Origin of the sequence: Nonomuraea purpurea, from assembly GCF_042650645.1 — a bacterium.
GTDB classification, from domain to species: domain Bacteria; phylum Actinomycetota; class Actinomycetes; order Streptosporangiales; family Streptosporangiaceae; genus Nonomuraea; species Nonomuraea purpurea.
In genome coordinates this window covers 139,668-162,847 of record NZ_JBHSBI010000012.1, presented here as the reverse complement: position 1 = coordinate 162,847, position 23,180 = coordinate 139,668, and the positions used below count along the sequence as shown (strand labels likewise).

18 protein-coding genes and 2 pseudogenes are annotated in these 23,180 nt (G+C 73.5%); 14 read left to right on the top strand and 6 right to left on the bottom strand.

Features of this window, described 5'->3' with window-relative positions:
• Window positions 1-22: 22 nt before the first annotated feature.
• Together ACFOY2_RS24340 and ACFOY2_RS24335 are read right to left on the bottom strand one after the other, a co-directional pair.
• On the bottom strand, window positions 23-1,546 hold the full coding sequence (locus tag ACFOY2_RS24340; RefSeq protein ID WP_379530383.1) for a carboxylesterase/lipase family protein: 1,524 nt from the start codon (window positions 1,544-1,546) through the stop codon (window positions 23-25).
• Window positions 1,543-4,011, bottom strand: a complete 2,469-nt coding sequence (locus tag ACFOY2_RS24335) for a beta-glucosidase (RefSeq protein ID WP_379530382.1) — start codon at window positions 4,009-4,011, stop codon at window positions 1,543-1,545. The genes ACFOY2_RS24340 and ACFOY2_RS24335 overlap by 4 nt, the downstream gene beginning before the upstream one ends.
• 145 nt (window positions 4,012-4,156) lie before the next feature.
• On the opposite strand from ACFOY2_RS24335, the pseudogene ACFOY2_RS24330 reads away from it, so the two are divergent.
• From ACFOY2_RS24330 to ACFOY2_RS24285, 10 genes and pseudogenes are all read left to right on the top strand, one after another.
• Window positions 4,157-6,187 (top strand): annotated as a pseudogene (locus tag ACFOY2_RS24330) (aldehyde ferredoxin oxidoreductase C-terminal domain-containing protein).
• 115 nt (window positions 6,188-6,302) lie between these two features.
• Window positions 6,303-7,061, top strand: coding sequence for an SDR family NAD(P)-dependent oxidoreductase (locus tag ACFOY2_RS24325; RefSeq protein ID WP_379530381.1), 759 nt, complete (start codon window positions 6,303-6,305; stop codon window positions 7,059-7,061).
• Window positions 7,062-7,063: 2 nt separating this feature from the next.
• Complete coding sequence (locus tag ACFOY2_RS24320) at window positions 7,064-8,404, top strand: class-II fumarase/aspartase family protein (RefSeq protein ID WP_379530380.1); 1,341 nt, start codon at window positions 7,064-7,066, stop codon at window positions 8,402-8,404.
• Window positions 8,401-9,348, top strand: a complete 948-nt coding sequence (locus ACFOY2_RS24315) for a thiamine pyrophosphate-dependent dehydrogenase E1 component subunit alpha (protein WP_379530379.1) — start codon at window positions 8,401-8,403, stop codon at window positions 9,346-9,348. Before ACFOY2_RS24320 ends, ACFOY2_RS24315 begins: the two co-directional genes overlap by 4 nt.
• On the top strand, window positions 9,341-10,318 hold the full coding sequence (locus ACFOY2_RS24310; RefSeq protein WP_379530378.1) for an alpha-ketoacid dehydrogenase subunit beta: 978 nt from the start codon (window positions 9,341-9,343) through the stop codon (window positions 10,316-10,318). The genes ACFOY2_RS24315 and ACFOY2_RS24310 overlap by 8 nt, the downstream gene beginning before the upstream one ends.
• The gene (locus ACFOY2_RS24305) at window positions 10,315-10,785 is read left to right on the top strand and encodes a VOC family protein (protein ID WP_379530377.1); all 471 of its coding nucleotides are present in this window, start codon (window positions 10,315-10,317) and stop codon (window positions 10,783-10,785) included. The genes ACFOY2_RS24310 and ACFOY2_RS24305 overlap by 4 nt, the downstream gene beginning before the upstream one ends.
• A gap of 45 nt (window positions 10,786-10,830) precedes the next feature.
• Window positions 10,831-11,682 (top strand): amidohydrolase family protein, encoded by an 852-nt coding sequence (locus ACFOY2_RS24300; protein WP_379530376.1) that lies wholly within the window; start codon window positions 10,831-10,833, stop codon window positions 11,680-11,682.
• The gene (locus tag ACFOY2_RS24295) at window positions 11,679-12,767 is read left to right on the top strand and encodes a Gfo/Idh/MocA family protein (protein WP_379530375.1); all 1,089 of its coding nucleotides are present in this window, start codon (window positions 11,679-11,681) and stop codon (window positions 12,765-12,767) included. The genes ACFOY2_RS24300 and ACFOY2_RS24295 overlap by 4 nt, the downstream gene beginning before the upstream one ends.
• The gene (locus ACFOY2_RS24290) at window positions 12,764-13,792 is read left to right on the top strand and encodes a LacI family DNA-binding transcriptional regulator (protein ID WP_379530374.1); all 1,029 of its coding nucleotides are present in this window, start codon (window positions 12,764-12,766) and stop codon (window positions 13,790-13,792) included. The genes ACFOY2_RS24295 and ACFOY2_RS24290 overlap by 4 nt, the downstream gene beginning before the upstream one ends.
• 53 nt (window positions 13,793-13,845) lie before the next feature.
• Window positions 13,846-14,391 (top strand): dihydrofolate reductase family protein, encoded by a 546-nt coding sequence (locus ACFOY2_RS24285; RefSeq protein ID WP_379530373.1) that lies wholly within the window; start codon window positions 13,846-13,848, stop codon window positions 14,389-14,391.
• Between the two features lie 29 nt (window positions 14,392-14,420).
• Here the strand turns inward: ACFOY2_RS24285 and ACFOY2_RS24280 are convergent, their stop codons facing one another.
• Complete coding sequence (locus tag ACFOY2_RS24280) at window positions 14,421-14,795, bottom strand: VOC family protein (protein ID WP_379530372.1); 375 nt, start codon at window positions 14,793-14,795, stop codon at window positions 14,421-14,423.
• Window positions 14,796-14,878: 83 nt separating this feature from the next.
• Between ACFOY2_RS24280 and ACFOY2_RS24275 the strand changes: the two genes are divergently transcribed.
• Together ACFOY2_RS24275 and ACFOY2_RS24270 are read left to right on the top strand one after the other, a co-directional pair.
• Entirely contained in the window at window positions 14,879-15,343 is a 465-nt protein-coding gene (locus tag ACFOY2_RS24275) for a MarR family winged helix-turn-helix transcriptional regulator (RefSeq protein WP_379530371.1), read from the top strand.
• A 145-nt stretch (window positions 15,344-15,488) separates the two neighbouring features.
• Window positions 15,489-16,586 carry a substrate-binding domain-containing protein gene (locus ACFOY2_RS24270; protein WP_379530370.1) on the top strand — a complete coding sequence of 366 codons (1,098 nt, stop codon included), beginning with the start codon at window positions 15,489-15,491 and terminating at the stop codon, window positions 16,584-16,586.
• On the opposite strand, the gene ACFOY2_RS24265 is transcribed toward ACFOY2_RS24270, so the two are convergent.
• The gene (locus ACFOY2_RS24265) at window positions 16,575-18,566 is read right to left on the bottom strand and encodes a DUF2264 domain-containing protein (protein ID WP_379530369.1); all 1,992 of its coding nucleotides are present in this window, start codon (window positions 18,564-18,566) and stop codon (window positions 16,575-16,577) included. The genes ACFOY2_RS24270 and ACFOY2_RS24265 overlap by 12 nt on opposite strands.
• Before the next feature lie 359 nt (window positions 18,567-18,925).
• Here ACFOY2_RS24265 and ACFOY2_RS24260 point away from each other — a divergent pair, with 359 nt between their 5' ends.
• The gene (locus tag ACFOY2_RS24260) at window positions 18,926-20,932 is read left to right on the top strand and encodes a beta-galactosidase (protein ID WP_379530368.1); all 2,007 of its coding nucleotides are present in this window, start codon (window positions 18,926-18,928) and stop codon (window positions 20,930-20,932) included.
• 30 nt (window positions 20,933-20,962) lie between these two features.
• A complete protein-coding gene (locus tag ACFOY2_RS24255; RefSeq protein ID WP_379530367.1) occupies window positions 20,963-22,381 on the top strand; it encodes a GH1 family beta-glucosidase in 1,419 nt (472 codons plus the stop codon).
• A 21-nt stretch (window positions 22,382-22,402) separates the two neighbouring features.
• Here ACFOY2_RS24255 and ACFOY2_RS24250 read toward each other — a convergent pair.
• Both ACFOY2_RS24250 and ACFOY2_RS24245 read right to left on the bottom strand, forming a co-directional pair.
• Window positions 22,403-22,519, bottom strand: a pseudogene (locus tag ACFOY2_RS24250) (SAM-dependent methyltransferase); the annotation flags it as partial.
• Window positions 22,520-22,543: 24 nt separating this feature from the next.
• The gene (locus ACFOY2_RS24245; protein ID WP_379530366.1) at window positions 22,544-23,173 is read right to left on the bottom strand and encodes a nitroreductase family protein; all 630 of its coding nucleotides are present in this window, start codon (window positions 23,171-23,173) and stop codon (window positions 22,544-22,546) included.
• Window positions 23,174-23,180: the final 7 nt, after the last annotated feature.

Here is a 23,180-nt window from a genome sequence, read left to right as displayed (position 1 = left end):
CCGCCGTGCCGGTCGGTACCGCTCAGCTCCAAAGGTCGCAGTTGTGCTCTGCCTCCATCGTGGCCACCGGCACCGGCGTGGAGCGGCCCCCGGCCCTCAGCGACATCACCAGGGAGGTCCGGTTGAAGTCGGGCCAGCCGGGCTTGCCCGCGCGGGTGAACGAGCCCCAGTACCCCACCATGTCACGCGCCAGCCGCCGCTCCGAGGCGTCGAACGTGGGCGCGATCGGGGTGCCGTTGTCGAAGCTCGGCCACATGTACGCCAGCTCCGCCGCGTGCCCCGCGCCCCATTCGTAGCCGATCGGCTCAGGGGTGAGGCCGGGGCCCGTGCGGTGGTCGAAGCGGTAGCCGTAGACGCGGGTGTGCGCGGACAGCGCCCGCATGAAACGCAGGGTCGGGCAGCCGCCGAGCCCGGCCAGGAAGCCGGAGTCGGTGAAGACGGCCGCCGTCAGGTACGCCGAGGTGAACTGGTCCGGCTCCGCGGGCCACGGGTAGCGGGCCAGGATGGCCTCCGCCCGGTCGGCGAACACGGCGCGGATCCAGCTTTCGTACTGCTCCTTGGTCCAGCCCCTGTTGCCCTGCAGGAACGTGCGGCCCTCGTCGCGGTTGGAGCCCACGACCAGCGGCACCCGCTGGAAGCGGCCCGCGCGCACGGCGGTGTCGGGGTTCTCGGGCAGGGCGGGGGTGTCGTAGAGGAAGGAGGCGAACTGCGGGCCGTCGACCAGCCGGCCGGCAGGCAGCGCCCGCAGGCAGGCGGCGTCGGAGCAGCCGAGGGTGGTCGCGATGTTCGTGCCGGCCTGCTCGCCCTCGGCGTAGGGGCGGCTGGTGCACGAGCCGCTCTGGATGACGGCGCGGGCGAACTGACCGGCGGAGCCGGGGGCGGTCAGGTGGGCGCAGACGGAGAACCCGCCCGCCGACTCGCCGGCGATCGTGACCTGCCGGGGGTCGCCGCCGAACGCGGCGATGTTGCGCCGCGTCCAGTTCAGCGCCGCCTGCTGGTCGAGCAGGCCGTAGTTGCCCGACTGGGCCGCCTCGGCCTTCAGCGACGGGTGGGCCAGGAAGCCGAACACGCCGAGCCGGTAGTTGACGCTGACCACCACGACGTCCTGGCGCTGGGCGATGAACGTGCCGTCGTGCTGGTTGCCCGAGCCGTTCTGCAGGCCGCCGCCGTGGATCCAGAACAGCACGGGCAGCCGGTCGCCCGCCTTGGTGCCGGCCGGGCGGAAGACGTTGAGGTACAGGCAGTCCTCGGCCTCGGAGCGGGGGCCGTTCGAGCCGGCCGCGGCGGGGCAGCGGTTGCCCCAGGTGGCCGCCTCGCGCACGCCCTGCCACGCGGGCGCGGGTCGCGGGGCCCGCCAGCGCAGGTCGCCGACGGGCGGGGCGGCGTACGGGAGGGCGAGGAAGGAGTCGACGCGCTCGGCCCGCGCGCCGCGCACCCATCCGGTGTCGGTACGCGCCGTCGGCCGGTCCCCGGACGCGGACGTGGCCGAGGCGGGTAAGGGCAGCGCGAGTAACGCCATGACCACGATGATCAGGATCCGTCTCATCGGATCGTTACCTCCTGACGTAGCCGAAGATCCCTGGACGAGGAGCCGACCTCCACCGTCCGCCGTCCACCGGCCACCGTCCAGCGGCCGCCGGCCCAGTACTGCAGTGCGCGCCGCGCGACCGTCACGGTGACGCGGCGCCGCTCCCCCGGCGTCAACCGCACCCGGGCGAACCCGGCGAGCTGCCGCCGCGGCATCGGCACCGGCACGTTCCCGGGCGGCGACAGATACACCTGCGCCACCTCCACCCCGGTGTGCCGGCCGGTGTTGGCGAGCGTGAAGGAGACGCTCAGCCCGCCGCCCGACGGGCTCGCCGACAACTCGCCGTAGGCGAAGCCGGTGTAGGACAGCCCGTGCCCGAACGGGAACAGCGGCTCGATGCCGCGGGCGTCGTAGTGGCGGTAGCCGACGAAGACGCCCTCGCTGTGGCGGGCCACGCCGTCCACGCCCGGGTAGCGCTCAGGCCGGGCGGTCGGCGCGTCCTCGGCCCGCCTCGGGAACGTCACCGGCAGCTTGCCGCCCGGGTTGGCGGCGCCGGTCAGCAGCATGGCGGTGGCCTCCGCGCCCTCCTGGCCCGGGTACCACATCTGCAGGATCGACCGCACACGATCCAGCCACGGCATGAGCACCGGGTCGCCGGTGTTGAGGACGACGACGGTACGCGCGTTGGCGGCGGCCACGGCGGAGACGACCGCGTCCTGGGCCTTCGGCAGCGCCAGGGAGGCGCGGTCGGCGGCCTCGGTGCCCTCGTTGAAGGCGAACACCAGCGCGGCCCTGGCCTTGCCCGCCAGTTCCCCGGCCTCCCGCAGCGCCTCCTCACGGCGGGCCGGGGTCACCCAGGCCAGCCTGACCTGCAGCGGCGTGCCGGCCGCGCCGGCGGCGGCCATGGTGATCGGCGTGGCCCGCCCGGCCTCCAGCCGGACGGCCGCGCCGGCGTTGGTCAGGCCGCCCGAGGTCGCGATGAGGCTGCTGTTGCCGCCGAGCAGGGCGCCGACGGAGCCGATCCGGACGCCGTCGAGGGTCAGCGAGATCGACCCGTCGAACTTGGGCACGCCTCCGGCTCCCTGGACGCGCAGGTCGTACTCGCCGCTCTCGGGGGCGGTGATGGTGCCGCTCCAGGTCCAGGACGTGCCGGCGGGCAGGGCGTCCGCGCCGGTGTGGTCCACCTGGGCGACGGCCTGCGGCGTGCCGCCCTGCTGGGTGCGCCGCAGCGACAGGGCGCTCGCGGGCACCGGGACGCCTTCCAGGTCCACACCCGTGGCCCAGCGCACACGGGCGCCGTGCCGGCGCAGGGCGTTCAGCGGGCTGTCCGCGCGGACCGGGATGACGCGGGCGCTGCCCCCGCCGCCGACCAGCGGGCTGGCCGCGGTGGGGCCGATGACCGCCAGGTCGGCCAGGTCGGCGCGGCCCAGCGGCAGCAGGTCGCCCTCGTTACGCAGCAGCACCGCGCCCGCCAGGGCGATCTCCCGCGCGGCCCTGGCGCCGGCCGCGGCATCGAGGAGCGGGCGCGGCCGGCCGGCGCCGAGCAGGCCGAAGCGGTCGAGCTGCGCCAGGATGCGGCGCACGGCGGCGTCGATCACGGATTCGGCCAGCCGTCCCGAGGTGACGGCGGCGACCAGGCCGGAGAAGTTGCCGCCGAAGGGCATCTCCATGTCGAGCCCGGCGGTGACGGCGGGCACGCCGCTGTGCGTGGCGTACCAGTCGGACATCACCCAGCCCCGGTAGCGCCACTGCTCGCGCAGGATCTCGGTGAGCAGGTGCCGGTTCTCCGCGGCGTAGACGCCGTTGACGCGCGGGTAGGCGGCCATGACCGCGCCCGCGCCGGCCGCCACGGCGGCCTCGAACGCCGGCAGGTAGATCTCGCGCAGCGTGCGCTCGTCCACGCGCACGTCCACGGTCTGGCGGTCGTTCTCGAAGTTGTTGGCGGCCAGGTGCTTGACGGTGGCGATGAGGCCCTCGTCCTGGATGCCGCGCACCTCCTCGGCCACGATCGCGGCGGCCAGCAGCGGGTCCTCGCCGAACGTCTCGAAGTTGCGGCCCGCCTGGGGCACCCTGACGATGTTCGTCATCGGCGACAGCAGCACGTCCATGCCCAGCGCTCGGCCCTCGCGCCCGATGACCGCGCCGAAGCTCCTGGCCAGGTCCCCGGCGAAGGTCGAGGCGAGCGCGACGGGGGCGGGCAGCGCGGTGGCGGCGGCGGTCGTCAGGCGCACCCCGGCGGGGCCGTCGGCCAGGCGCAGCTCCGGGATGCCCAGGCGGGGCACGCCCGGCACGTATCCTGCCTGGCCCTTGGAGGCCGGGTCGGGGGTGCCGTGCAGCAGCGAGACCTTCTCCTGCAGCGTCAACCGCCGCAGCAGGTCCTCGACGCCGTCGCGGCGGCCGGCGCCGAGCAGGGGCACGGCGGCGACGGCCGCCCCGAGGAGCTTGGCCGCGTCCCGGCGGGACAGCACGGTGTCGACAGCCATCTGAACAGCTCCTTCGCGGCATTGGTTGCGCCCGACAACATACGAGCGGGACGCGGCTCGCGATAGCGCTTTCACCGCTGAACGGAAGACTTTTGCGCCAAGAACATGAAACGGGCGTCAACGTTGACCCAAGGAGGCAACGGCCATGACCACGACCAGGGGGCACGGGCCGGTCGGTGACCGGCAGGGTGCTCAGCGTCCTGAGCGTGTTCACCGGCGAACGGCCCCGGCCGGTCAGCGCGGCCGTGCGGGACGCGGCCGGGGAGGTGGTGGCGGCGGTTGTGGTGCGGCCGGGCGCGTGGGGTGTCGCGGTGGTGGATGTCCCATCCCGGCATACCGTGATCGATTATGTAATGTCGTGCCGCTTCGTTCTTCGTTTCGAGGAGGCTTTGCGGTGCCGTTCATTGTGGACTTGACCTGCGGGAGCGTGGAGAAGGAGTACCGATCCGCCGAGAAGGGGCATTTCGGCGGGTCGATTATGGGGTTGCGGCTGATGGCGGAGCGGACGCCGGCCGGGCTCAACCCGTTCGATCCAGGGGCGCTGCTGTACGTGGCGGCCGGGATGCTGGGCGGGACGGCGGCCCCCGGGCTGGCCAAGGCGGTGTTCCTGGCCAAGTCGCCGCTGACCGGGGTGGCGGGCGAGGCCCACGCGCTGGGGCCGTTCGCGGCCGGGATGCGGGCGGCGGGGGCAAGGGCGCTGGCCGTCGTCGGGCGGGCCGAGCGGCTGTCGTACCTGCTGGTCGAGGACGGCGAGGTGTCGTGTCACGACGGAGCGGAGCTGCGCGGGCTCGGCGTCGCCGCCACGACCGACGCGCTGCGGGCCCGCCACGGGCAGAGCGCGCACGTCGCGGCGATCGGACCGGCCGGGGAGAACCTGGTCAGGTACGCCAGTGTGATGACGGACTACGCCTTCCCCGCGGGACGGTACGGGCTCGGCGCGGTTTTCGGGGCCAAGAACCTCAAGGCCATCGTGTGCGTCGGCGAGGCCCCCGCGCAGGTCGCCGGCCCCGGCGTGATCGCGGAGCTGGCCGCCGCCTACCGGGACGCGCTGACCACGAACCCGCTTGCCGCGCTGCAGGCGGGCGTGCCCGGATTCGCCGGGTGGGTTGGCGACCCGCTCGACCCCGGCTACGCCGCCGTGCGGAACTTCTCGGTGTCCGGCCCACCGGGACTGCGCGTGCCCGGCGCGGCGGACTACGAGGGGCGGGCGGTGGCGACCACGGGCGGCTGCCCCGGCTGCCCGAACGACTGCCTCAAGGTGTACGCCCCCGCGGGCGCGGCCGAACGCAGGACCGGCGGGCTCGGGCAGGAGGCGTTCCTGTCGCTGGGCTGGAACCTCGGCATCGACGACCTCGACGCCGTCCTCGGCGCCAACGCCCTCTGCCACGACCTGGGCCTCGACCCGGTCTCGTTGGGCGGGACGCTGGCCTTCGCCATGGAGTGCGCCGAGCGCGGCCTGCTGCCGGGCGGGCCCGCGTTCGGGGCCGCCGCCGCGCTGCCCGGCCTGATCAGGGACGTCGCCGCGCGCCCCGGCCCGCTGGGCGACCTTCTCGATGAGGGGTAGGCGCGGGCGGCGGCGAGGCTCGGTCCTGGCGCCGCCGCGTACACGATGACCGTCAAGGGGGCCGAGCTGCCCTGCTTCGACCCGCGCGTGCAGCCGGGCATCGGCCTCGGGTACGCCGTCGCGCCCGGCGGCCCCCGCTACGACGCCATGGAGCACGACCTCGACTTCGACCCCGGCGACGGGCTCCTTTACAGCTTCGCCGAGGCCGAGCGGATCGGGGCGGAGCCCGCGCCGGTCGCCGTGCTGGACGCCGAGCGTGGCCGGCGCAGCGCCCGGCTGCTGCGGTTGTGGAGCGGGCTCGACGCGCTCAACCTGTGCGTCTTCGCCTCCTCCCCCACCAGGCCGCTCACCATCGACCGGCTGAGCGCGCTGGTCGGCGCCGTGCTCGGCACGGAGTTCACCCTGGCGGACCTGCTGGCGGCCGGGCAGGAGCGGCTCGACGCGATGCGGGCCTACGCGGCGCGCGAGGGCGGCGGGCCTGACGAGTTGCCCGCCAGAATGCACGACGAGCCGATCACGGCGGGCCGGCACGCGGGCGCGGTGCTGGAGCGGGAGGCGTTCGAGCGGGCGCGGGCGGCCTTCTACGCCGAACTCGGCTGGCCACCCCGCTGAGCCAAGTTGGGCGAAATTTCCGAATAAAACCGATTGACCTCCCTCTTGTTGGGTTTGTGATGCCGCTGTTATCGTCAAGTCAATCGATTGACCGAACAGAGGGAGACCATCGGGGATGGCTGTCACGATCGACCTGACGGGCCGCACGGCGCTCGTCACGGGCGGTGCGGGAGGTCTCGGATTCGCCTGCGCCCAGGCGCTGGTCGCGGCCGGAGCGGACGTCGTGCTCTCCGACCTGGAGGGCCCTCGGCTCGCCGAGGCGGCGGCCGGGCTGGGCGCGAGCGCGCGGGCGGCCGACCTCACCGACCCGGCCCAGGCGGCGGCGCTGGCCGACGGGCTCGACCGGATCGACGTCCTGGTCAACTGCGCCGGGATCATGCGCACCACCCCCCTGCTCGACATCGAGCCCGCCGAGTGGCTGCGGATCGTGGACGTCAACCTCAACGCCACGTTCTGGCTCACCCAGGCCGTCGGGCGGCGGATGGCGGCGCGGGGCGGCGGCTCGATCGTGACCATCGCCTCGGTCGCCGCCCGCTCGGGCCGCCCCAACGCCGCCCACTACTCGGCCGGCAAGACGGCGCTGCTGTCGCTGACGAAGTCGGCCGCCGAGGCGCTGGCGCCCGTCCGGGTGAACGCGGTCTGCCCCGGCGTCTTCCTCACGGCCATGTGGGACGACATCATCGCCGACCGCGACCGCCGCTTCGGCCCAGGCGCGGGCGCCGCGTACCTGAAGGAGGTCGGCGAGCGCGCGCCGCTGCGGCGGCCGGGGCGGCCCGAGGAGGTCGCCTCGGCGGTGCTGTTCCTGGCCAGCGACCTGGCCTCGTTCGTCACCGGCCAGGCTCTGAACGTCGACGGCGGACTGGAGATGAACTGACCTTGCGCCAGACGTTCAAACTGCTGCCGGAACTGTTCGGCGACACGGCCATGGCCGAGATCTTCTCCGCCGACGCGACCGTGCTGGCCTGGCTGCGCACCGAGGCCGCGCTGGCCCGCGCGCAGGCCGGGGCGGGCCTGATCTCCGAGTCCGACGCGCGGGCCATCGCCGCGGCGTGCGTGCCGGCCTCCGTCGACGTCGAGCGCCTGTGGGAGGAGGCGGTGAACGTCGGCTACCCCATCCTCCCGCTGGTGCGGATGATCGCCGACGCGCTGCCCGACGGCCCCAACGGCCGCGTGCACTACGGCGCGACCACGCAGGACATCATGGACACCGGCCTGGCCCTGCAGATGGGCCAGGCCCTCGACCGGCTGGCGGCGCTGCTCGGCGCGTTCGGCGACGCGCTGGCCCGGCTGGTGTCCGCGCACGCCGGCACCGTCGTCGCCGCCCGCACGCACGCCCAGCAGGCGGTGCCGACGACGTTCGGGGCCAAGACGGCGGTGCTGCTGGCCGAGGTGACGCGCCAGCGTGAGCGGGTCGCGGACGCCGCCCGGCGGGTGCGCGTGGTGTCGCTGTTCGGCGCGGGCGGCACGTCGGCGGCGATGGGCGAGCGCTCCGCCGAGGTGCGCGCGGGCGTGGCGAGCCTGCTGGGCCTGCGCACGACCGCGGTTCCGTGGCACGTGGCCAGGGACGGCGTGGCCGAGTTCGGGGTGAGGTGCGCGTCGCTGGCGGCGACGGCGGCGCGCTTCGCCCGCGAGGTCGTGGACCTGTCGCGGACCGAGGTGGGCGAGGTGCGCGAGGCGGGCGGCCATCACCGGGGCGCGTCCTCGACGATGCCGCAGAAGGCCAACCCGATCGGCTGCGAGGCCGTCATCGGCATGTCGGGCACGGCGGGCGCGCTCAGCTCCGGCCTGTTCCGCGCGATGGAGGCCGGGCACGAGCGGGCGGCCGGCGAGTGGCAGGTCGAGTGGTATGTGGTGCCGCTGCTGGCCGAGCTGGCCGCGGGCGCGCTGGCCACGGCCGCCGACGTCGCCGCCGGGCTGCGGGTCTATCCGGAGGCCATGCGGGCCAACCTGGGCGCGGAGGGCGGCCTGATCATGGCGGAGGCGTACATGATGCGCCTGGCGCCCGCGCTCGGCCGGGAGCGCGCGCACGACCTGGTCTACAAGGCCGCGCACGAGGCCCGCGCGCACGGCAGGGCGCTGGCCGACGCGCTGCGCGACGTGGCAGGGCCCGAGGACCTGGCCGGCCTGGGCGCGCTGCCCATCCCGCCCGAGTCCTACATCGGCGACGCCGAGGCGATCTGCGCCGCGGCTCTGGACGCCTGGAGGAATGAGCGATGAGTGAGAGACGACTGGCGGACCTGCTGGCCATGTGGCGCATCCGCGCCTTTGAAGAAAAGGTGCGCGACCTGCGGGCCGAGGGGCCGATCGTGGGCTCTGTGCACCTGTGCGTCGGGCAGGAGGCCATCCCGGTCGGCGCGTGCGGCGAACTGGAGCCGCACGACGCGCTGTTCGCGACCTACCGGGGGCACGGCTGGGCGCTGGCGCGGGGCGTGCCGGTGCAGCCGCTGTTCGCCGAGCTGATGGGCCGGGCGAGCGGCGTCAACGGGGGCAGGGGCGGCTCGGCCTACTTCACGGCCGCCGAGTACGGCTTCCACGGCGAGAACTCCATCGTGGGCGCGGGCGCGCCGATCGCGTGCGGGGCGGCGCTGGCCGGGCGCTTCGACGGCTCGAACCGGGCGGCGGTGTCGGTGTTCGGCGACGGCGCGATGAACCAGGGCGCGGTGCACGAGGCGATGAACTTCGCCGCCGCCTTCAGCCTGCCGGTGGTGTTCGTCTGCGAGAACAACCGCTACTCGGAGCTGACGCCGATCGCCGACATGGTACGCGGCCCGCGCCTGGCCGACCGCGCGGCGGCGTACGGGATGCCCGGTCACCGGATCGACGGCAACGACGCCGAGGCGGTGCGTTTCCACGTGCGCGACGCCCTGGAGGTCGCCCGCGAGGGCGGCGGCCCGACGCTGCTGGAGTGCATGACCGAGCGGCTGGTCGGCCACTACATCGGCGACGCCGAGGACTACCGGCAGCCCGGTGAGATGGAGCGGATCAGGCGCCGCGAGCCGATCGCCCGGCTGCGCGCGGGCCTGCTCGCCGACGGGGTGTCCGCCGCCGACGTCGACGCGGTGGAGCGCGAGGCGCGCCAGGAGATGGAATCGGCCGCCGCGGCGGCGCTGGAGGCGCCGTTCGCCGACCCCGCGACCGCGAGGGAGCACCTGTATGCGTGAGCTGTCCTACGGCGAGGCCGTCAACGCGGCCCTGCACCGGCTGATGGACGAGTTGCCGCAGACCCTCGTCTACGGCGAGGACGTCGGCGTGCCCGGCGGCGTGTTCGGCGTGACCAGGGGGCTGCGCAAACGGTTCGGCGAGCGCGCGTTCGACACCCCGATCAGCGAGTCGGCCATCCTGGGCAGCGCGGTGGGCGCGGCGATGATGGGCCGCCGCCCGATCGTCGAGATCATGTGGGCCGACTTCTCGCTGGTGGCGCTGGACCAGATCGTCAACCAGGCGGCCAACGTGCGTTACGTGTCAGGCGGGCGGCTGCGCGCGCCGCTGACGATCCGCACCCAGCAGGGCAACGCGCCGGGCGCGTGCGCGCAGCACTCGCAGTGCCTGGAGGCGCTGTTCCTGCACGTGCCGGGGCTGCGGGTGTGCATGCCGAGCACGCCGCAGGACGCCTACGACCTGCTGGTGACGGCCGTGCACTGCGACGATCCCGTGCTGGTGGTCGAGAACCGCACGCTGTACTTCGGCGCCAAGGAGCCGGTCGCGGTGGACGGCCCGGTCCAGCCGATGGGCGGGGCGCGCACCCGCCGCGCGGGCTCCGACGTGACGGTGGTGACCTGGGGCGCGATGACGCACCGGGTGCTGGAGGCGGCGCGGGCGCTGGCGGGTCACGGGATCGAGGCCGAGGTGGTGGAGACGCCGTGGCTCAACCCGTTCGACACCGAGGCCGTCGTGGCGAGCGTGGAGCGCACCCGCAGGCTCGCGGTCGTCCACGAGGCGAACGTCACGGGCGGCTTCGGCGCGGAGGTCGTCGCCCGCGTCGCGGGGGCGGGGGTGCCGCTGCTCGCGCCGCCGATCAGGATCGGCGCGCCGGACGTGCGGATACCGGCCGCGCCGGTGCTGGCGCAGGCCCTGGTGCCGGACGCCGCCCGGATCACCGAAGAAGTCAGACATTTGTCGGGAAAGCCATGAAGGGCGTCTGGCACTTCTCCTTCACGGTCGCCGACCTCGACAGGTCCGTGGCCTTCTACCGCGACCTGCTCGGGTTCGCGCTGGTGCACCGGCAGGTTCAGGACAACGACTACACCCGCAGGCTGGTGGGCTACCCGGACGCCGTCCTGCGCGTCGCCCAGCTCGCCGTGCCCGGACAGCCGCGCGGCGTCTCGACGCACGATCTGGAGCTGGTCGAGTACGTACGCCCGAAGGGCGTCCCCCGCGACCCGGCCCGCCACCTGCCGGGCGCGGCCCACCTGGCGCTCACCGTCGAGGACGCCCGCGCCGAGCACGCCAGGCTGTCGGCGGCCGGGGTGCGTTTCGTCAACCCGCCGGAGGCGATCACGGCGGGCGTCAACAGGGGCGGCTACGCCTGCTACTTCCTCGACCCGGACGAGATCACCCTGGAGCTGGTTCAACCGCCTTTTGACAGGCTCGCCGGGTAGCTCTACCTTGTGCACGCTCAAACGATTGATCAGTGAGGAGGCTGGATGACCGTCGTCGACGCCCACCAGCACTTCTGGAATGTGGAGACGGGCTCGTACCCGTGGCTGACGCCGGAACACGGGCCGATCTTCCGCACCTTCGAGCCGGAGGAGCTGCTCCCCCAGCTCGCGGCGGCGGGGGTCGGCCGCACGGTCCTGGTGCAGGCGATGGACTCCTACGCCGACACCGACGCCATGCTCGCGCAGGCCGACGCCCATGACGTCATCGGCGCGGTGGTCGGCTGGGTGCCGCTGGAGCGGCCCGGCGAGGCGGCCGGGGCGCTGGAACGTTACCGTCGCCACCCCAGGTTCGCGGGGGTGCGGCACCTCATCCACGACGAGCCCGACCCCGACTGGGTGCTGCGCGAGCCGGTGATCGAGGGCCTGAAGCTGCTCGCGGCGGCCGGGCTGCCGTTCGACGTGGTGGCGGTGCTGCCTCGGCACCTGGAGCACGTCCCGGTGCTGGCCGAGCGGGTGCCTGGGCTGCGGATGGTCATCGACCACCTGGCCAAGCCGCCGATCAAGGAGAAGGGCTGGGAGCCGTGGGCGTCGCTGCTGGCCCGTGCGGCCGAGGTCCCTGGGGTGCACGCGAAGGTGTCGGGCCTGAACACGGCGGCCGACGCGGAAACGTGGACGGCCGAGGACCTGCGGCCCTACGTCGAGCACGCGCTGGAGGTCTTCGGGCCCGGGCGGCTGATGTTCGGCAGCGACTGGCCGGTGGCGCTGCTGGCCGGAGACTATGCGAAGGTGTGGCGGGAGACCGGGGCGCTGTTGTCGGGCCTGTCCGCCGCCGACCGGGCTGACGTGCTCGGCGGCACCGCGACCCGTTTCTACGGCATCGGGGAGGATCCGGCGTGATCGACGTGTTCGCGCCCATCGCGGCCGCGGTGGACCTGTCCATCCCGGCCGGGCACCGGCTGCCGATCGCGGTCGTCGGGGCCGGGGCCATCGTGGACGTGGCCCACCTGCCGGCCTACCGGCGGGCGGGCTTGGAGGTGACCGGCCTGTACGACCTCGACGCCGGGCGGGCCGCGCAGGTGGCCGGGCGGCACGGGGTGCCCAGGACGTACGCGACGCTGGAGGAACTGCTGGCCGACGAGCGGGTCGCGGTCGTGGACATCGCCGTCGCGCCCTCGGCGCAGCCCGCCATCGCCCGCGCGGCCCTGTCGGCGGGCAAGCACCTGCTGTGCCAGAAGCCGTTCGCGCCCGACGTGGCCACCGCGCGCGGGATCGTCGACCTGGCCGCGGGCAGCGGGCTCAAGGTCGCGGTCAACCAGCAGCTCCGCTTCGACGAGGGCATCGCCGCCGCCCGCGCCATGGTGCGCGCCGGGTGGATCGGCGAGCCGACGGCGATGACGTTCACCGTCAACATCCTGACCGACTGGAGCGCCTGGGACTGGCTCGTCGCCACAGAACGCCTGGAGATCGTCTACCACTCCATCCACTACCTGGATGCCATCCGCTCGATCCTCGGCGACCCGGAGATCGTCTTCTGCACCGGCAGCCGCACCCCCGGCCAGCTCGCCAAGGGCGAGACCAGGACGATGAGCACGCTCGTCTACCCGGGCGAGCTGCGCGCGCTGGTGCACGCCACCCACGAGAACCGCGCCGGCGACCAGGAGGCGTCCTTCCGCATCGACGGCACGCGAGGGGCCATCAAGGGCACGCTCGGCCTGCTGTACGACTATCCGCACGGCCGCCCCGACACCCTTGAGGTCAACAGCCGGGTGCTGCCGACCGACGGCTGGCTGCCGTACCCGGTGACCGGGCGGTGGCTGCCCGACGCGGTGGCCGGGCCGATGGGCTCGCTGCTGCGGGCGATCGCCGAGGGCGGCGAGCCCGAGACGTCCGGCGCCGACAACCTCGGCACCCTGCGCCTGCTCGACGCGCTCTACCGCTCGATGGACACCGGCGAGAGCCGGCAGCCCGGATCGCCGGCATGAAGCCTCAACGGGTCACCCTCGCCGACGTCGCCGCCATGGCGAGGGTCGACAGGGCCGTCGTCTCGCGCGTCATCAACAAGGACCCCACGCTCAACATCCGGCCGCAGACGCGCGAGCGGGTGCTGGCGGCCATCGACGAGCTCGGCTACCGGCCCAACGTCGCCGCGCGGAGCCTGCGCACCTCCCGCGCGCACATGTTCGGGCTGTTCATCCCCGACTTCGCCAACCCCGTCTACGCCGAGATCATCAAGGGCGCGGAGGCGGAGGCCGCGGCGCAGGGGTACGTGCTGGTCACCGGCAGCGCCTCGGGCACGGGCATGGGGTCGGGCACCGGGCTCGGCGAGTACATGGACCGCATCGGCCAGGGCCGCATCGACGGACTGCTGCTGGCGGGGACGGGCGACGAGCCGGGGCTGATCGAGCAGCTCGACCGGGCGGCCATCCCGTGGCTCATGCTCAACAACCGCAGCAGGGGCGTCAAACGGTACGTCATCCTCGACGACCAGCGGGCCGCCGCGCTCGCCGTGGAGCACCTGGTGCGCCTCGGTCACCGCCGCATCGCCCACCTGGCGGGCCCGTCGAGCGCCGACACGGCCACCCGCAGGTCGGCGGGGTACTCGGCGGCGATGCGTGCCGCGGGCCTGCCGGAGGGCCCGATCACGGCGGCCGACTACACGCCCGCGGGCGGGGCGGCGGCCATGGGCCGGCTGCTGGCCGGGTCAGAGCGGCCGACGGCGGTGTTCGTCGCGAACGTGGCCTCGGCCATCGGCGCGATGGAGGGCGTGCGCTCGGCCGGGCTGGAGATCCCCCGCGACATGTCCATCGTCGCCGTGCACGATCTGCCCCTGGCGAGCTACCTGTATCCGGCGCTGACGACCGTGCGCATGCCGCTGGCCGAGCTCGGCCGCCGCGGGGTGACGCTGCTGGGCAGCCTGAAGCCGGACGACACCGTCGCAGAGGTGATGGCGGGGCCGATCGAGCTGATCCAGCGCCGCTCGACCGCGCCGCCCGGCGAACGGCGATGAGTTGGGGCGTGATCCGCGGTCCATATCTCTGAGCCCTACTCACATGGAGGCGGATGATGAGCAAACTGCTGTATTCGGTGAGCATGTCGGTGGACGGCTTCATCGCCGGGCCGGGCGGCGACATGTCGTGGCTGACGGAGCATCTCGGCCCCAACCCCCTGGTCGACGAGCTCATCGGCGACATTGGGGCGCTGCTGGTGGGCAACCGGACCTTTCGCGGCGATGACCCGCACAAGGACACCGAGAAGGAGGGGAAGGCGTTCGGCGGCGGGTGGAGCGGGCCGCAGTTCATCCTCACCCACCACATCCCGGCCGATTCACCGCCCGGCATCACCTTCGTCGGCGACCTGGCCACCGCCGTCGCCGCCGCCAAGGACGCGGCGGGCGGGAAGTACGTCAACGTGCTCGGGGCGGACGTCGCCCGGCAGTGCCTGGAGGCGGGGCTGCTCGACGAGGTGCTCACGATCGTGGTGCCGGTGATGCTCGGGGACGGGGTCCGGCTCTTCGACCGGCCGGACGGCGCGGGCGTCAGGCTGGAGCGCGTCAGCGTGAGCCACGTGCCGCACGCCACGAACCTCTGGTACCGCGTGACCGGCTGAGCGGTCTCCGCTTGGCCACACAGCGGCGATCACTGCGGCACGGCGGTGAACAGCTCGTAGCTGTGCCCGTTGGGGTCGCGCACGTACACGCCGCGACCGCCGCCGAGGTGGTTGATGTCGCGGTCCCAGCCGTTCATGGGACCGGAGCCGTAGTCGATCGCCGGATCCCGTCTGAGCCGCTCCATGACCGCGTCGAAGGTGTCGTCGTCGACCAGGAACGCGTAGTGGCCGGGCTGGGGCTGGTGGCGGTCGTCGAAGTCGAGGGTGAGGTCGTCGTTGACGCCGACCGGCGCGAACGGCCCGGAGGGCGGGCCGGCTCGCAGGCCCAGCAGGTCGGCGAAGAACGCGGCCGCCTCGTTCCGGTCGGCGGCAGGGACGATCAGGTGGTTCATGAGGATGGCCATGGAGATCCCTTACAACGAAGATGCGTGCGATTCGCACACAATCATATGTGCGTATCGCATGCAAATTGCCGTAGGGTGAGGGCATGAAAGAGCGGCGGGACGACGGAGGGCCCGCGCTGTTCCGCCTGGTGCGCTTCTGGTCACGCAGGTGGGCCGGACGGGCGTCGGAGGAGCTCACCGGCGAGCCGCGCCACATGCAGCACATCCTGGTCGTCGAGGCCGTGGCCACGAACGCGTACCCGGCCGGCGCCGGGGCGCACGAGGCGATCACCGTGGGCACCGTGGCGCACCAGCTCGGGCTCGACCATTCGGGCGCCAGCCGCATGGTGAGAGACACGGTCGAAGCGGGCTACCTCGCCCGCGCCACCTCCGAACACGACCGGCGCCGCGCCTCCCTGCGGCTCACCGAGAGCGGGCAGGAGCTGCTTGCGGGGGCCAGGCGGTGGCAGCGCCAGGCCTTCGAGGAGCTGACCGCTTCCTGGGCCGAGCACGACCGGCGGCAGTTCGCTGGCTATCTCCAGCGCCTGGCCGACGACGTCGGCGCATAGGCGTGCCACGACATGGAACAACTCACCGTGTTGCGATGAGACTGACGCCCCCTGACCATCGATCGTTTGGCCCCACTGTCTATTCATCTTCGATCAGGTTCGATCGGTACGATGGAGATCGGGTATCGAAGGTGGAGGTGTGCGCATGACGGTCTCCGAGGCGCAGGGCCAGTTGCCGGCCGAGCGCCGCGCGCGGCTGATGGAGCTGCTGCGGCGGCGGGGGATCGTGCGCGTGCACGACCTGGCCTCGGAGCTGGCGGTGTCGGCGATCACCATCAGGCGCGACATCACGCTGCTGGCCGAGGAGGGCGTCGTCCGGCGGGTGCGCGGCGGGGCGGCGCTGGCCGAGGAGCCGTCGCGGGCGCCCGCCGTCACCACCGAGGGCGAGGCGGCCGGGCCGATGACCGTGGGCATGGTGGTGCCCTCGCTCGACTACTACTGGCCCGACGTCATCCGCGGGGTGCGCGAGGCCGCCGGGGAGGCCGGGGTGCGGGTGGTGCTGCGCGGGGCCACCTACCAGGTGGCCGACGAGCAGCGGCAGCTCGCCTCGCTGGTCGAGACGGTGGGCGTCGACGGGCTGCTGGTCGCGCCGACGACCGGCAACTCCGAGGGCGAGGCGCTGGTGCGGTGGCTGCAGGCGGCCGGGGTCCCCGTAGTCCTCATCGAACGGGCGGCCGTGGTGGGGCCGTACCGCGAGGCCATGGAGTCCGTGGTCAGCGATCACACGCTGGGGGCGGCGATGGCCGTGCGGCACCTGGCCGAGCTGGGGCATCGCCGCATCGGGGTGATCACCACGCTGACCAGCCCGACGGCGCCGCACGTACGCGCCGGATGGCGGCTGGCCTGCGAGGAACTGGGGCTGGCCACCGACGACGTGCCCGACGTGCGCACCGTCGACCGGCGCGACCCCGGGTGGGCGCGGGCGCTCGACGAGGTGCTCGACGCCTGCGCGGCCTCCGGCGCCACCGCGCTGCTCGTGCACTCCGACCCCGAGGCGATCTCGCTGGTCGAACGGTGCCAGGATCGGGGCATCAGGATCCCCGGCGACCTGGCCGTGGTCACCTACGACGATGAGGTGGCCGAGCTGTGCGACCCGCCGCTCACGGCCATCCGGCCGCCCAAGGCGGCGATCGGGCGGGCGGCGTTCGACCTGCTGACGGCGCGGCTCCACGATCCGAAGCGGCCGGCGCATCGGGTGGTGGTCGGGCCGCAGCTCATCGTCCGGGGGTCGTCATCGTCCTGACGGGGTGAGCAGGGGGCGGACGTCGATGATGTCGGCGGCGCCATCCGGCCAGGTCACCCGGGCGAACGGCCGGGCGGTCGCGGGGTACGGCGGCTCGGTCCCCGTCGCGGCGGGTTCGGTTTCCGTCGTGGCGGGTTCGGTTATCTCGGGGGTGTGCCAGGTGATCGTTGGGGGGCGGCCCTCGTGAGGGTGGCCGGCCAGGTAAACGGCCGCCTCGTACCAGCGGCCCGGCTGCGCCGCCGGGGTCGTCGCACACCAGGGGACGAGCGTCCATGGGGCGAGCGGGGTGGCGTTCTCGGCTGGGGTCACGCCGTGCGCGTCCAGCCCTTCGCCGCCGCGTACCCAGGAGTGGATCCCCTGCTGGAGCTCCGGGGTGGTGGCGGGCAGTGGCCAGCCGCCGATGCGGAGGCGTCCCGTCGCGTCGCCGACCCGGACGAGGCGGACCTCCCACGGGCCGCGTACCAGGCTGGCCACGTGCACCCACGGCCCGAGCCGTACCTCGCCGGCGCGTCCGTTTCCGTGATCGGGCACGTCGGGGTCCGGCTCGACCCAGTGGGCCCGCCAGCGTGACGCCCCGGCGACCGTCCCCGTGTCGAGGCGGTCGAGCAGGAGCGTCTCGAAGCCCGTGCGGTGGCTGGGCACGCCCTGCTCGTCGAGCAGCACCACCGACTGGTCCAGCGGATGGCCGGCGTGTTCTCCGGCGAGCACGGGTGAGGTGGCGGTCGAGTAGCCGAGGCGGGCGTAGAGGGGCGAGTCGGTCAGGTTCGAGCCGGGCAGGGAGTGGTCGGTGCCGTGGTTGGTCACCCGGACGACGCCGTCGTCGCGGGTGCCGCTGACGAGCCAGCCGGGCGCGCGGACGACGAGGTTGTAGTCGGCGGTCTCGACCGGGAGGGGTTCTTCGACGGCCGTCCACACCGGGTGGTCGGCGGGCAGGGCCAGGCCGAACAGGCCCTTGGCCGCCCAGTACGGGGAACCCGGCCCCGAATAGGACTGGGCGATCGGCCGCCAAGGGCCGTGCCAGCCCAGGGTGAGCAGGCCGTCCTCGTCCGGCGCGCCGTGCTCGGTGAAGTGGCGCAGGATGCCGGACGCGGCCCGGCGCAGGAGCCCGGGTGCGGGGGTCGTGAGGCCCGCGCGGGCGCCGGCCCAGAACTGCGCCGCCGCGGCGAACCGGTATGTCAGGCTGCGGCCCTGGACGAGCGGCGAGCCGTCGGCGCCCACCAGGTGGACGGCGTCGTGCAGGTAGCGCCGAAGCCGCTCCAGGTACACCGGCCGCCTGGCCTCGGCCTCGGGCTCTCCCTCGGCCATCTCGGTCCAGAGCAGCGGATAGAAGTGCAGCGCCCAGCCGGTGTAGTGATCGTAGGCGCGTTCCGCGCCGTCGGCGTACCAGCCGTCCTCGCGGACGAAGCCGTCCGACAGGGCGAGCCCGGCCGCGATGTCCTCGCGTGAGAACGGGCCGCCGACGGAGGCGAGGAACTGTTCGACGACGATCTGGAACCAGACCCAGTTGATGGGCGGGTAGCCGGAGCCGATCGCGGGCGCGAGGTAGTCGATGATCTGCTCTTGTACGACGGGCTTGAGCCGGTCCCACAACCACGGCCTGGTCAGGTGGAGTACCAGGGCGATCGAGGCGGCCTCGACCTTGGCCTGGCCGTGCTCGTCCAGACGTACCCAGCGTTCGGGAGAGTGGGGGTCGGTGCCGGTGGCCAGGCCCTCGGCGTACCACTCCATCAAGCCCAGCGGGTCGGCCCCGCCCTCCCCCGCCACCCTGAACCCGGCCGCGAGCAGGGTGCGCGCGAAGCCCTCCAGCCCGTCGACGTCAGGACCGTAGCCGCCGGGACGGCCAGGGAAGGAGACGCGCGCGTGTCCGGGCGAGCCGTGACGGCGGGCCGCGAGCAGGATGCGGTCGGCGATCGCCGCCCAGTGCGCCCTCGTCCAGCCGGTGTACGGCGAGAGCCGCAGGTCGTCGTAGTCGTGCGGCATCCGGACGCCCTTCCCCTGAGATGACCTGATCGTACATGAGCATTTACTGATCGATCGATCCGCTGCACGAGAAAGCTCGCCATGGAGATAGCCGGGATACGATCATATCTGAGCGAATGTGATCGAGGATTGTTCGTTGCCGCGTCGTTCGGCGTCGATGGGAGGCAGCGCCCGCCGCCGCGTGATCTCCGGAAACGCGGTTTTGGGCGCCCGATTCGACGTCATTGACATCTCCGCAAAACGGACCCTAGGTTGTTCGAAACGCTTCGACAAGCCTGGACGGGCGGTTCCGAGCAGGCAGGCGACCCCGGGCGGACGGACGGTGGCGAGGCGGAGTGGGGATGATGGGGCGGCTTGGGATGCGTGCGCTCACCGACGGCCGTGGTCTGCTGTTCGGCGGCGACTACAACCCCGAGCAGTGGCCGGAGCACGTGTGGGCCGAGGACGTCGAGCTGATGCGCGCGGCAGGCGTCAACCTGGTCACGGTCGGCGTCTTCAGCTGGGCGCGGATCGAGCCGGAGCCCGGCGTGCGCGACTTCGCCTGGCTGGACCGGGTGCTTGACCTCATGCACGGGGCCGGCATCGCCGTGGACCTGGCCACCCCGACGGCCTCGCCGCCGCCGTGGCTGGGACACCGCTGGCCGAGCACGCTCCAGGTGGACGAGCGGGGCCACCGCCTCTGGTACGGCTCCCGCAACCAGTTCTGCCCGAACTCGCCGATCTACCGCAAGCGGGCCCTGTCGATCGTGACCGACCTGGCCGAACGGTACGCCGCCCACCCGGCGCCGGCGCTGTGGCACGTGGGCAACGAGTACGGCCAGGTGTGCCACTGCGACGACTCGGCGGCCGCGTTCCGCACCTGGTTGAGGGGGCGCTACGGCGACCTGGACACGCTCAACGAAGCCTGGGGCACCACGTTCTGGAGCCAGCGATACAGCGATTGGGCCGAGATCATCCCGCCGCGCCACGCCCCGTACCTGATCAACCCGTCGCAGCGTCTCGACTGGCGGCGGTTCTGCTCCGACGCCCTGCTAGACCATTTCCGCGCCGAACGCGACATCCTGCGCGAGCACACCCCCGACCGCCCCGTCACCACGAACTTCATGGGCTTCTTCAAACCGGTCGACTACGCCAGGTGGGCCGGCGAGCAGGACATCGTCTCCAACGACTGCTACCCCGACCCCGGCGACCCGCTCTCCCCCGCCAGGACGGCCCTGACCCACGACCTGATGCGCGGCCTGGGCCAGGGGCGGCCGTGGCTGCTGATGGAGCAGACGACCAGCGCCGTCAACTGGCGGCCGCACAACCTGCCCAAGCCGCCCGGCCAGTTCCGGCTGGAGTCCCTGCAGGCGCTGGCCAGGGGCGCGGACGGGCTGTGTTACTTCCAGTGGCGGGCCTCGGCGTTCGGCGCCGAGCGCTTCCACTCCGCGATGCTCCCGCACGCGGGCCCCGGCACGCGCCTGCACGCCGCCGTCCGCGCCCACGGGCGGGAGTTGCGCAGGCTGGCCCGCGTGGCGGGCGAGCCGGTGCCGGCGCGGGTGGCGATGGTGTTCGACTGGGAGAGCTGGTGGGCGCTGGAGGAGCCCGGCCGGCCCAGCGACCGGCTGAACGCCGACGAGCAGCTCCTGCGGTACTACCTGCCGCTGTGGGAGCGGGGGGTGAGCGTGGACGTCGTGCCGCCCTCGGCGGAGCTGGGGGCCTACGCGCTGGTGGTGGCGCCGAACCTGTTCCTCATCAGCGACGAGGACGCCGCGGCCCTGACCGCGTACGCGCGGGCCGGCGGGGTGCTGGTCGTGGGGCCGTTCTCGGGGGTGGTGGACCCTCGGGCGCACGTGCGTACCGGACGGTTCCCCGCGCCGCTGCGCGAGGTGCTCGGCGCATCAGGCGAGGAGTGGCTGCCCGCCCAGGACGGGCCGGTCCCCTGCCGCTGGGCCGGGGGCGGCGCGTTCGAGGCGCACACCTGGACCGAGTCGCTGGCCGCCGAGGGGGCCGAGCCGGTGGCCGAGTTCGCCGAGGGCGACCTGGCCGGACGGCCCGCCGTGCTGCGCCACCGTTTCGGGAACGGCGTCGCCTGGTACGTGGCCACCCTGCCGGAGACGGAGGCGCTCGGGGAGCTGACCGAACGGGTGCTGCGAGACGCGGGCCTAGCGGGAGCGCTCCCATCGGGCGTCCTGCCTCCGGGACTGGAGGCGGTACGCCGGGGCGAGGTGCTGTTCCTGCTCAACCACGGCGACGGCACGGCGACCGTGCCCGTCCCGCACCCGGCGCAGGACCTGCTCACCGGGACGACCGTGACGGACCACGTGACGCTGGCCCCGCGCGAGGTCGCCGCATTACGGGAGAAGCGCCCGCACGAACCGGCTTGAACGACATCGACACCATCGTGAAGGAGCAGCATGACCGCCTTCCCCGAGAACTTCCTGTGGGGCACCGCCACGGCCGCCTACCAGGTCGAGGGCGCGTGGGCCGAGGACGGCCGCGGCCCGTCGATCTGGGACACCTTCTCCCACACCCCCGGCCTGGTCGCGGGCGGCGACACCGGCGACGCGGCCTGCGACCACTACCACCGGCTGGATGAGGACCTCGGCATCCTGACGGCGCTGGGCGTGGGCGCCTACCGGTTCTCGATCTCCTGGCCGCGGGTGCGTCCCGGCGGTCGCGGGCCGCTCAACCAGGCGGGCGTCGACTTCTACGACCGCCTGATCGACGGCCTGCTCGCCAGGGACATCGCCCCCGTGGCCACCCTCTACCACTGGGACCTGCCGCAGGAACTGGAGGAGGCGGGCGGCTGGCCGGAGCGCGACACGGCGCTGCGGTTCGCCGAGTACGCCCATCTCATGGGCGAGCGGTTCGGCGACCGCGTCCGCACCTGGATCACCCTGAACGAGCCGTGGTGCTCGGCCTACCTGGGCTACGCCTCCGGCGTGCACGCCCCGGCCAGGACCGAGCCCGCCGCCGCGCTGGCCGCCGTGCACCATCTGAACCTCGGCCACGGCCTGGCCGTGCAGGCCCTGCGCGCGGTCGCCGACCCGGCCGCGCAGCTCTCGGTGACGCTCAACCTGCACCACGTGCGGGGCGTGTCAGAGGGGGACGCCGACGCCGTGCGCCGGGTGGACGCCGTGGCCAACCGGGCTTTCCTCGGCCCGATGCTGGAGGGCGCCTACCCGGACGACCTGATCGCCGACACCGCCTCGGTGACCGACTGGTCGTTCGTGCGCGACGGCGACACGGCGACCGCCTGCCAGCCGCTGGACATGCTGGGCGTCAACTACTACAACCCCACGCTGGTACGCCAGTGGGGCGGCGGGGGCGGCAGGCAGTCCGCCGACGGGCACCAGGACGGGACCGCCTCGCCGTGGATCGGGTGCGAGGACGTCGAGTTCGTCCGGCAGCCCGGCCCGTACACGGAGATGGGCTGGAACATCGACGAGAGCGGCCTGACGGAACTGCTCCTGCGGCTGCGCCGCGACCACCCGGACACGCCCCTGATGATCACCGAGAACGGCGCCGCGTTCGCCGACGCCGTGGACGCCGACGGGCGCGTCAGGGACGAGCGGCGCGTCGACTACCTGCACCGGCACCTGTCCGCCGTGGCCGAGGCGATCGAAGCGGGGGCGGACGTGCGCGGCTACTTCGTGTGGTCGCTGATGGACAACTTCGAGTGGGCCCACGGCTACGCCAAGCGGTTCGGCATCGTGCGCGTGGACCGGGACACGATGGAGCGCACCTGGAAGGACAGCGCCTTCTGGTACCGGGACGTGGTCGCCGCGAACGCGCTGCCCGCCGCCTCCGCTGCCGCGGGACACGACGGCTGAGCAGCCGCGCGGCCGGTTCTGTCAGAGCTTGCGGCCCACGCCCCCGACGAAGGTGTGGTAGGTGATGCCGGGCGTGGCGTGGTCGCCCTCGTCGGGACGCCACTCCGGCAGCGGCACCAGCCCGGGTTCGAGCAGTTCGAGGCCGTCGAAGCGGGCCCTGCTCTACCAGCGGTCGAGGTGCAGAACTTCGTCGAGCGGTTGCCTCGGCGCGGGCTTGAACGTCTCCCCCGTGTAGTAGGCGGTGGGGATGAGCACGCCCTGGCGGACGTCCGCGGGAATGCCGAGCAGTTCGGCGATCTCACTCTCGTAGGCCAGGTGCAGGGTCGTCCAGGCCGTGCCCAATCCTCGGGCGCGGGCGGCCAGCATGTAGCTCCACGCCGCCGGCAGCACCGACCCCCACAGCCCCGCCTGGTTGCCCTCGGGCAGGCCGGACGCCTGAATGCAGGCGATCACCTGCACCGGCACGTCGCCCATGTGCTCGCCCAGGTAGGCGGAGCTGTCGGAGACGCGCCGCTGCGTGGCCGCCCTGACCGGGTCGTCCTGGAACAGCGAGCCCGCCCCGGTCCCCGACGCGTGGTAGGCCCGCACCGACCTGCGGTAGTAGTCGCCGACCTGCGCGCGCAGCCCGGGGTCGGTGACCACGATCCAGTGCCAGCCCTGCCGGTTGCCGCCGCTGGGCGCCTGCAGGGCGATCTCCAGGCATTCGCGCACCAGCTCCATCGGGACGGGACGGGTGAGGTCGAGGCGCTTGCGGACGCTGCGGGTCGTGGTGAGCAGCTCGTCGATCGTCATCTGCCCA

Excerpts from the sequence above, each read along its gene's own strand:
- ACFOY2_RS24340 (WP_379530383.1), bottom strand. The coding sequence starts at position 1,546 with ATGAGACGGATCCTGATCATCGTGGTCATGGCGTTACTCGCGCTGCCC.
- ACFOY2_RS24310 (WP_379530378.1), top strand. The coding sequence starts at position 9,341 with ATGCGTGAGCTGTCCTACGGCGAGGCCGTCAACGCGGCCCTGCACCGG.
- ACFOY2_RS24280 (WP_379530372.1), bottom strand. The coding sequence starts at position 14,795 with ATGGCCATCCTCATGAACCACCTGATCGTCCCTGCCGCCGACCGGAAC.
- ACFOY2_RS24260 (WP_379530368.1), top strand. The coding sequence starts at position 18,926 with ATGCGTGCGCTCACCGACGGCCGTGGTCTGCTGTTCGGCGGCGACTAC.
- ACFOY2_RS24275 (WP_379530371.1), top strand. The coding sequence starts at position 14,879 with ATGAAAGAGCGGCGGGACGACGGAGGGCCCGCGCTGTTCCGCCTGGTG.
- ACFOY2_RS24245 (WP_379530366.1), bottom strand. The coding sequence starts at position 23,173 with ATGACGATCGACGAGCTGCTCACCACGACCCGCAGCGTCCGCAAGCGC.
- ACFOY2_RS24270 (WP_379530370.1), top strand. The coding sequence starts at position 15,489 with ATGACGGTCTCCGAGGCGCAGGGCCAGTTGCCGGCCGAGCGCCGCGCG.
- ACFOY2_RS24265 (WP_379530369.1), bottom strand. The coding sequence starts at position 18,566 with ATGCCGCACGACTACGACGACCTGCGGCTCTCGCCGTACACCGGCTGG.
- ACFOY2_RS24255 (WP_379530367.1), top strand. The coding sequence starts at position 20,963 with ATGACCGCCTTCCCCGAGAACTTCCTGTGGGGCACCGCCACGGCCGCC.
- ACFOY2_RS24300 (WP_379530376.1), top strand. The coding sequence starts at position 10,831 with ATGACCGTCGTCGACGCCCACCAGCACTTCTGGAATGTGGAGACGGGC.
- ACFOY2_RS24335 (WP_379530382.1), bottom strand. The coding sequence starts at position 4,011 with ATGGCTGTCGACACCGTGCTGTCCCGCCGGGACGCGGCCAAGCTCCTC.
- ACFOY2_RS24285 (WP_379530373.1), top strand. The coding sequence starts at position 13,846 with ATGATGAGCAAACTGCTGTATTCGGTGAGCATGTCGGTGGACGGCTTC.
- ACFOY2_RS24325 (WP_379530381.1), top strand. The coding sequence starts at position 6,303 with ATGGCTGTCACGATCGACCTGACGGGCCGCACGGCGCTCGTCACGGGC.
- ACFOY2_RS24315 (WP_379530379.1), top strand. The coding sequence starts at position 8,401 with ATGAGTGAGAGACGACTGGCGGACCTGCTGGCCATGTGGCGCATCCGC.
- ACFOY2_RS24290 (WP_379530374.1), top strand. The coding sequence starts at position 12,764 with ATGAAGCCTCAACGGGTCACCCTCGCCGACGTCGCCGCCATGGCGAGG.
- ACFOY2_RS24305 (WP_379530377.1), top strand. The coding sequence starts at position 10,315 with ATGAAGGGCGTCTGGCACTTCTCCTTCACGGTCGCCGACCTCGACAGG.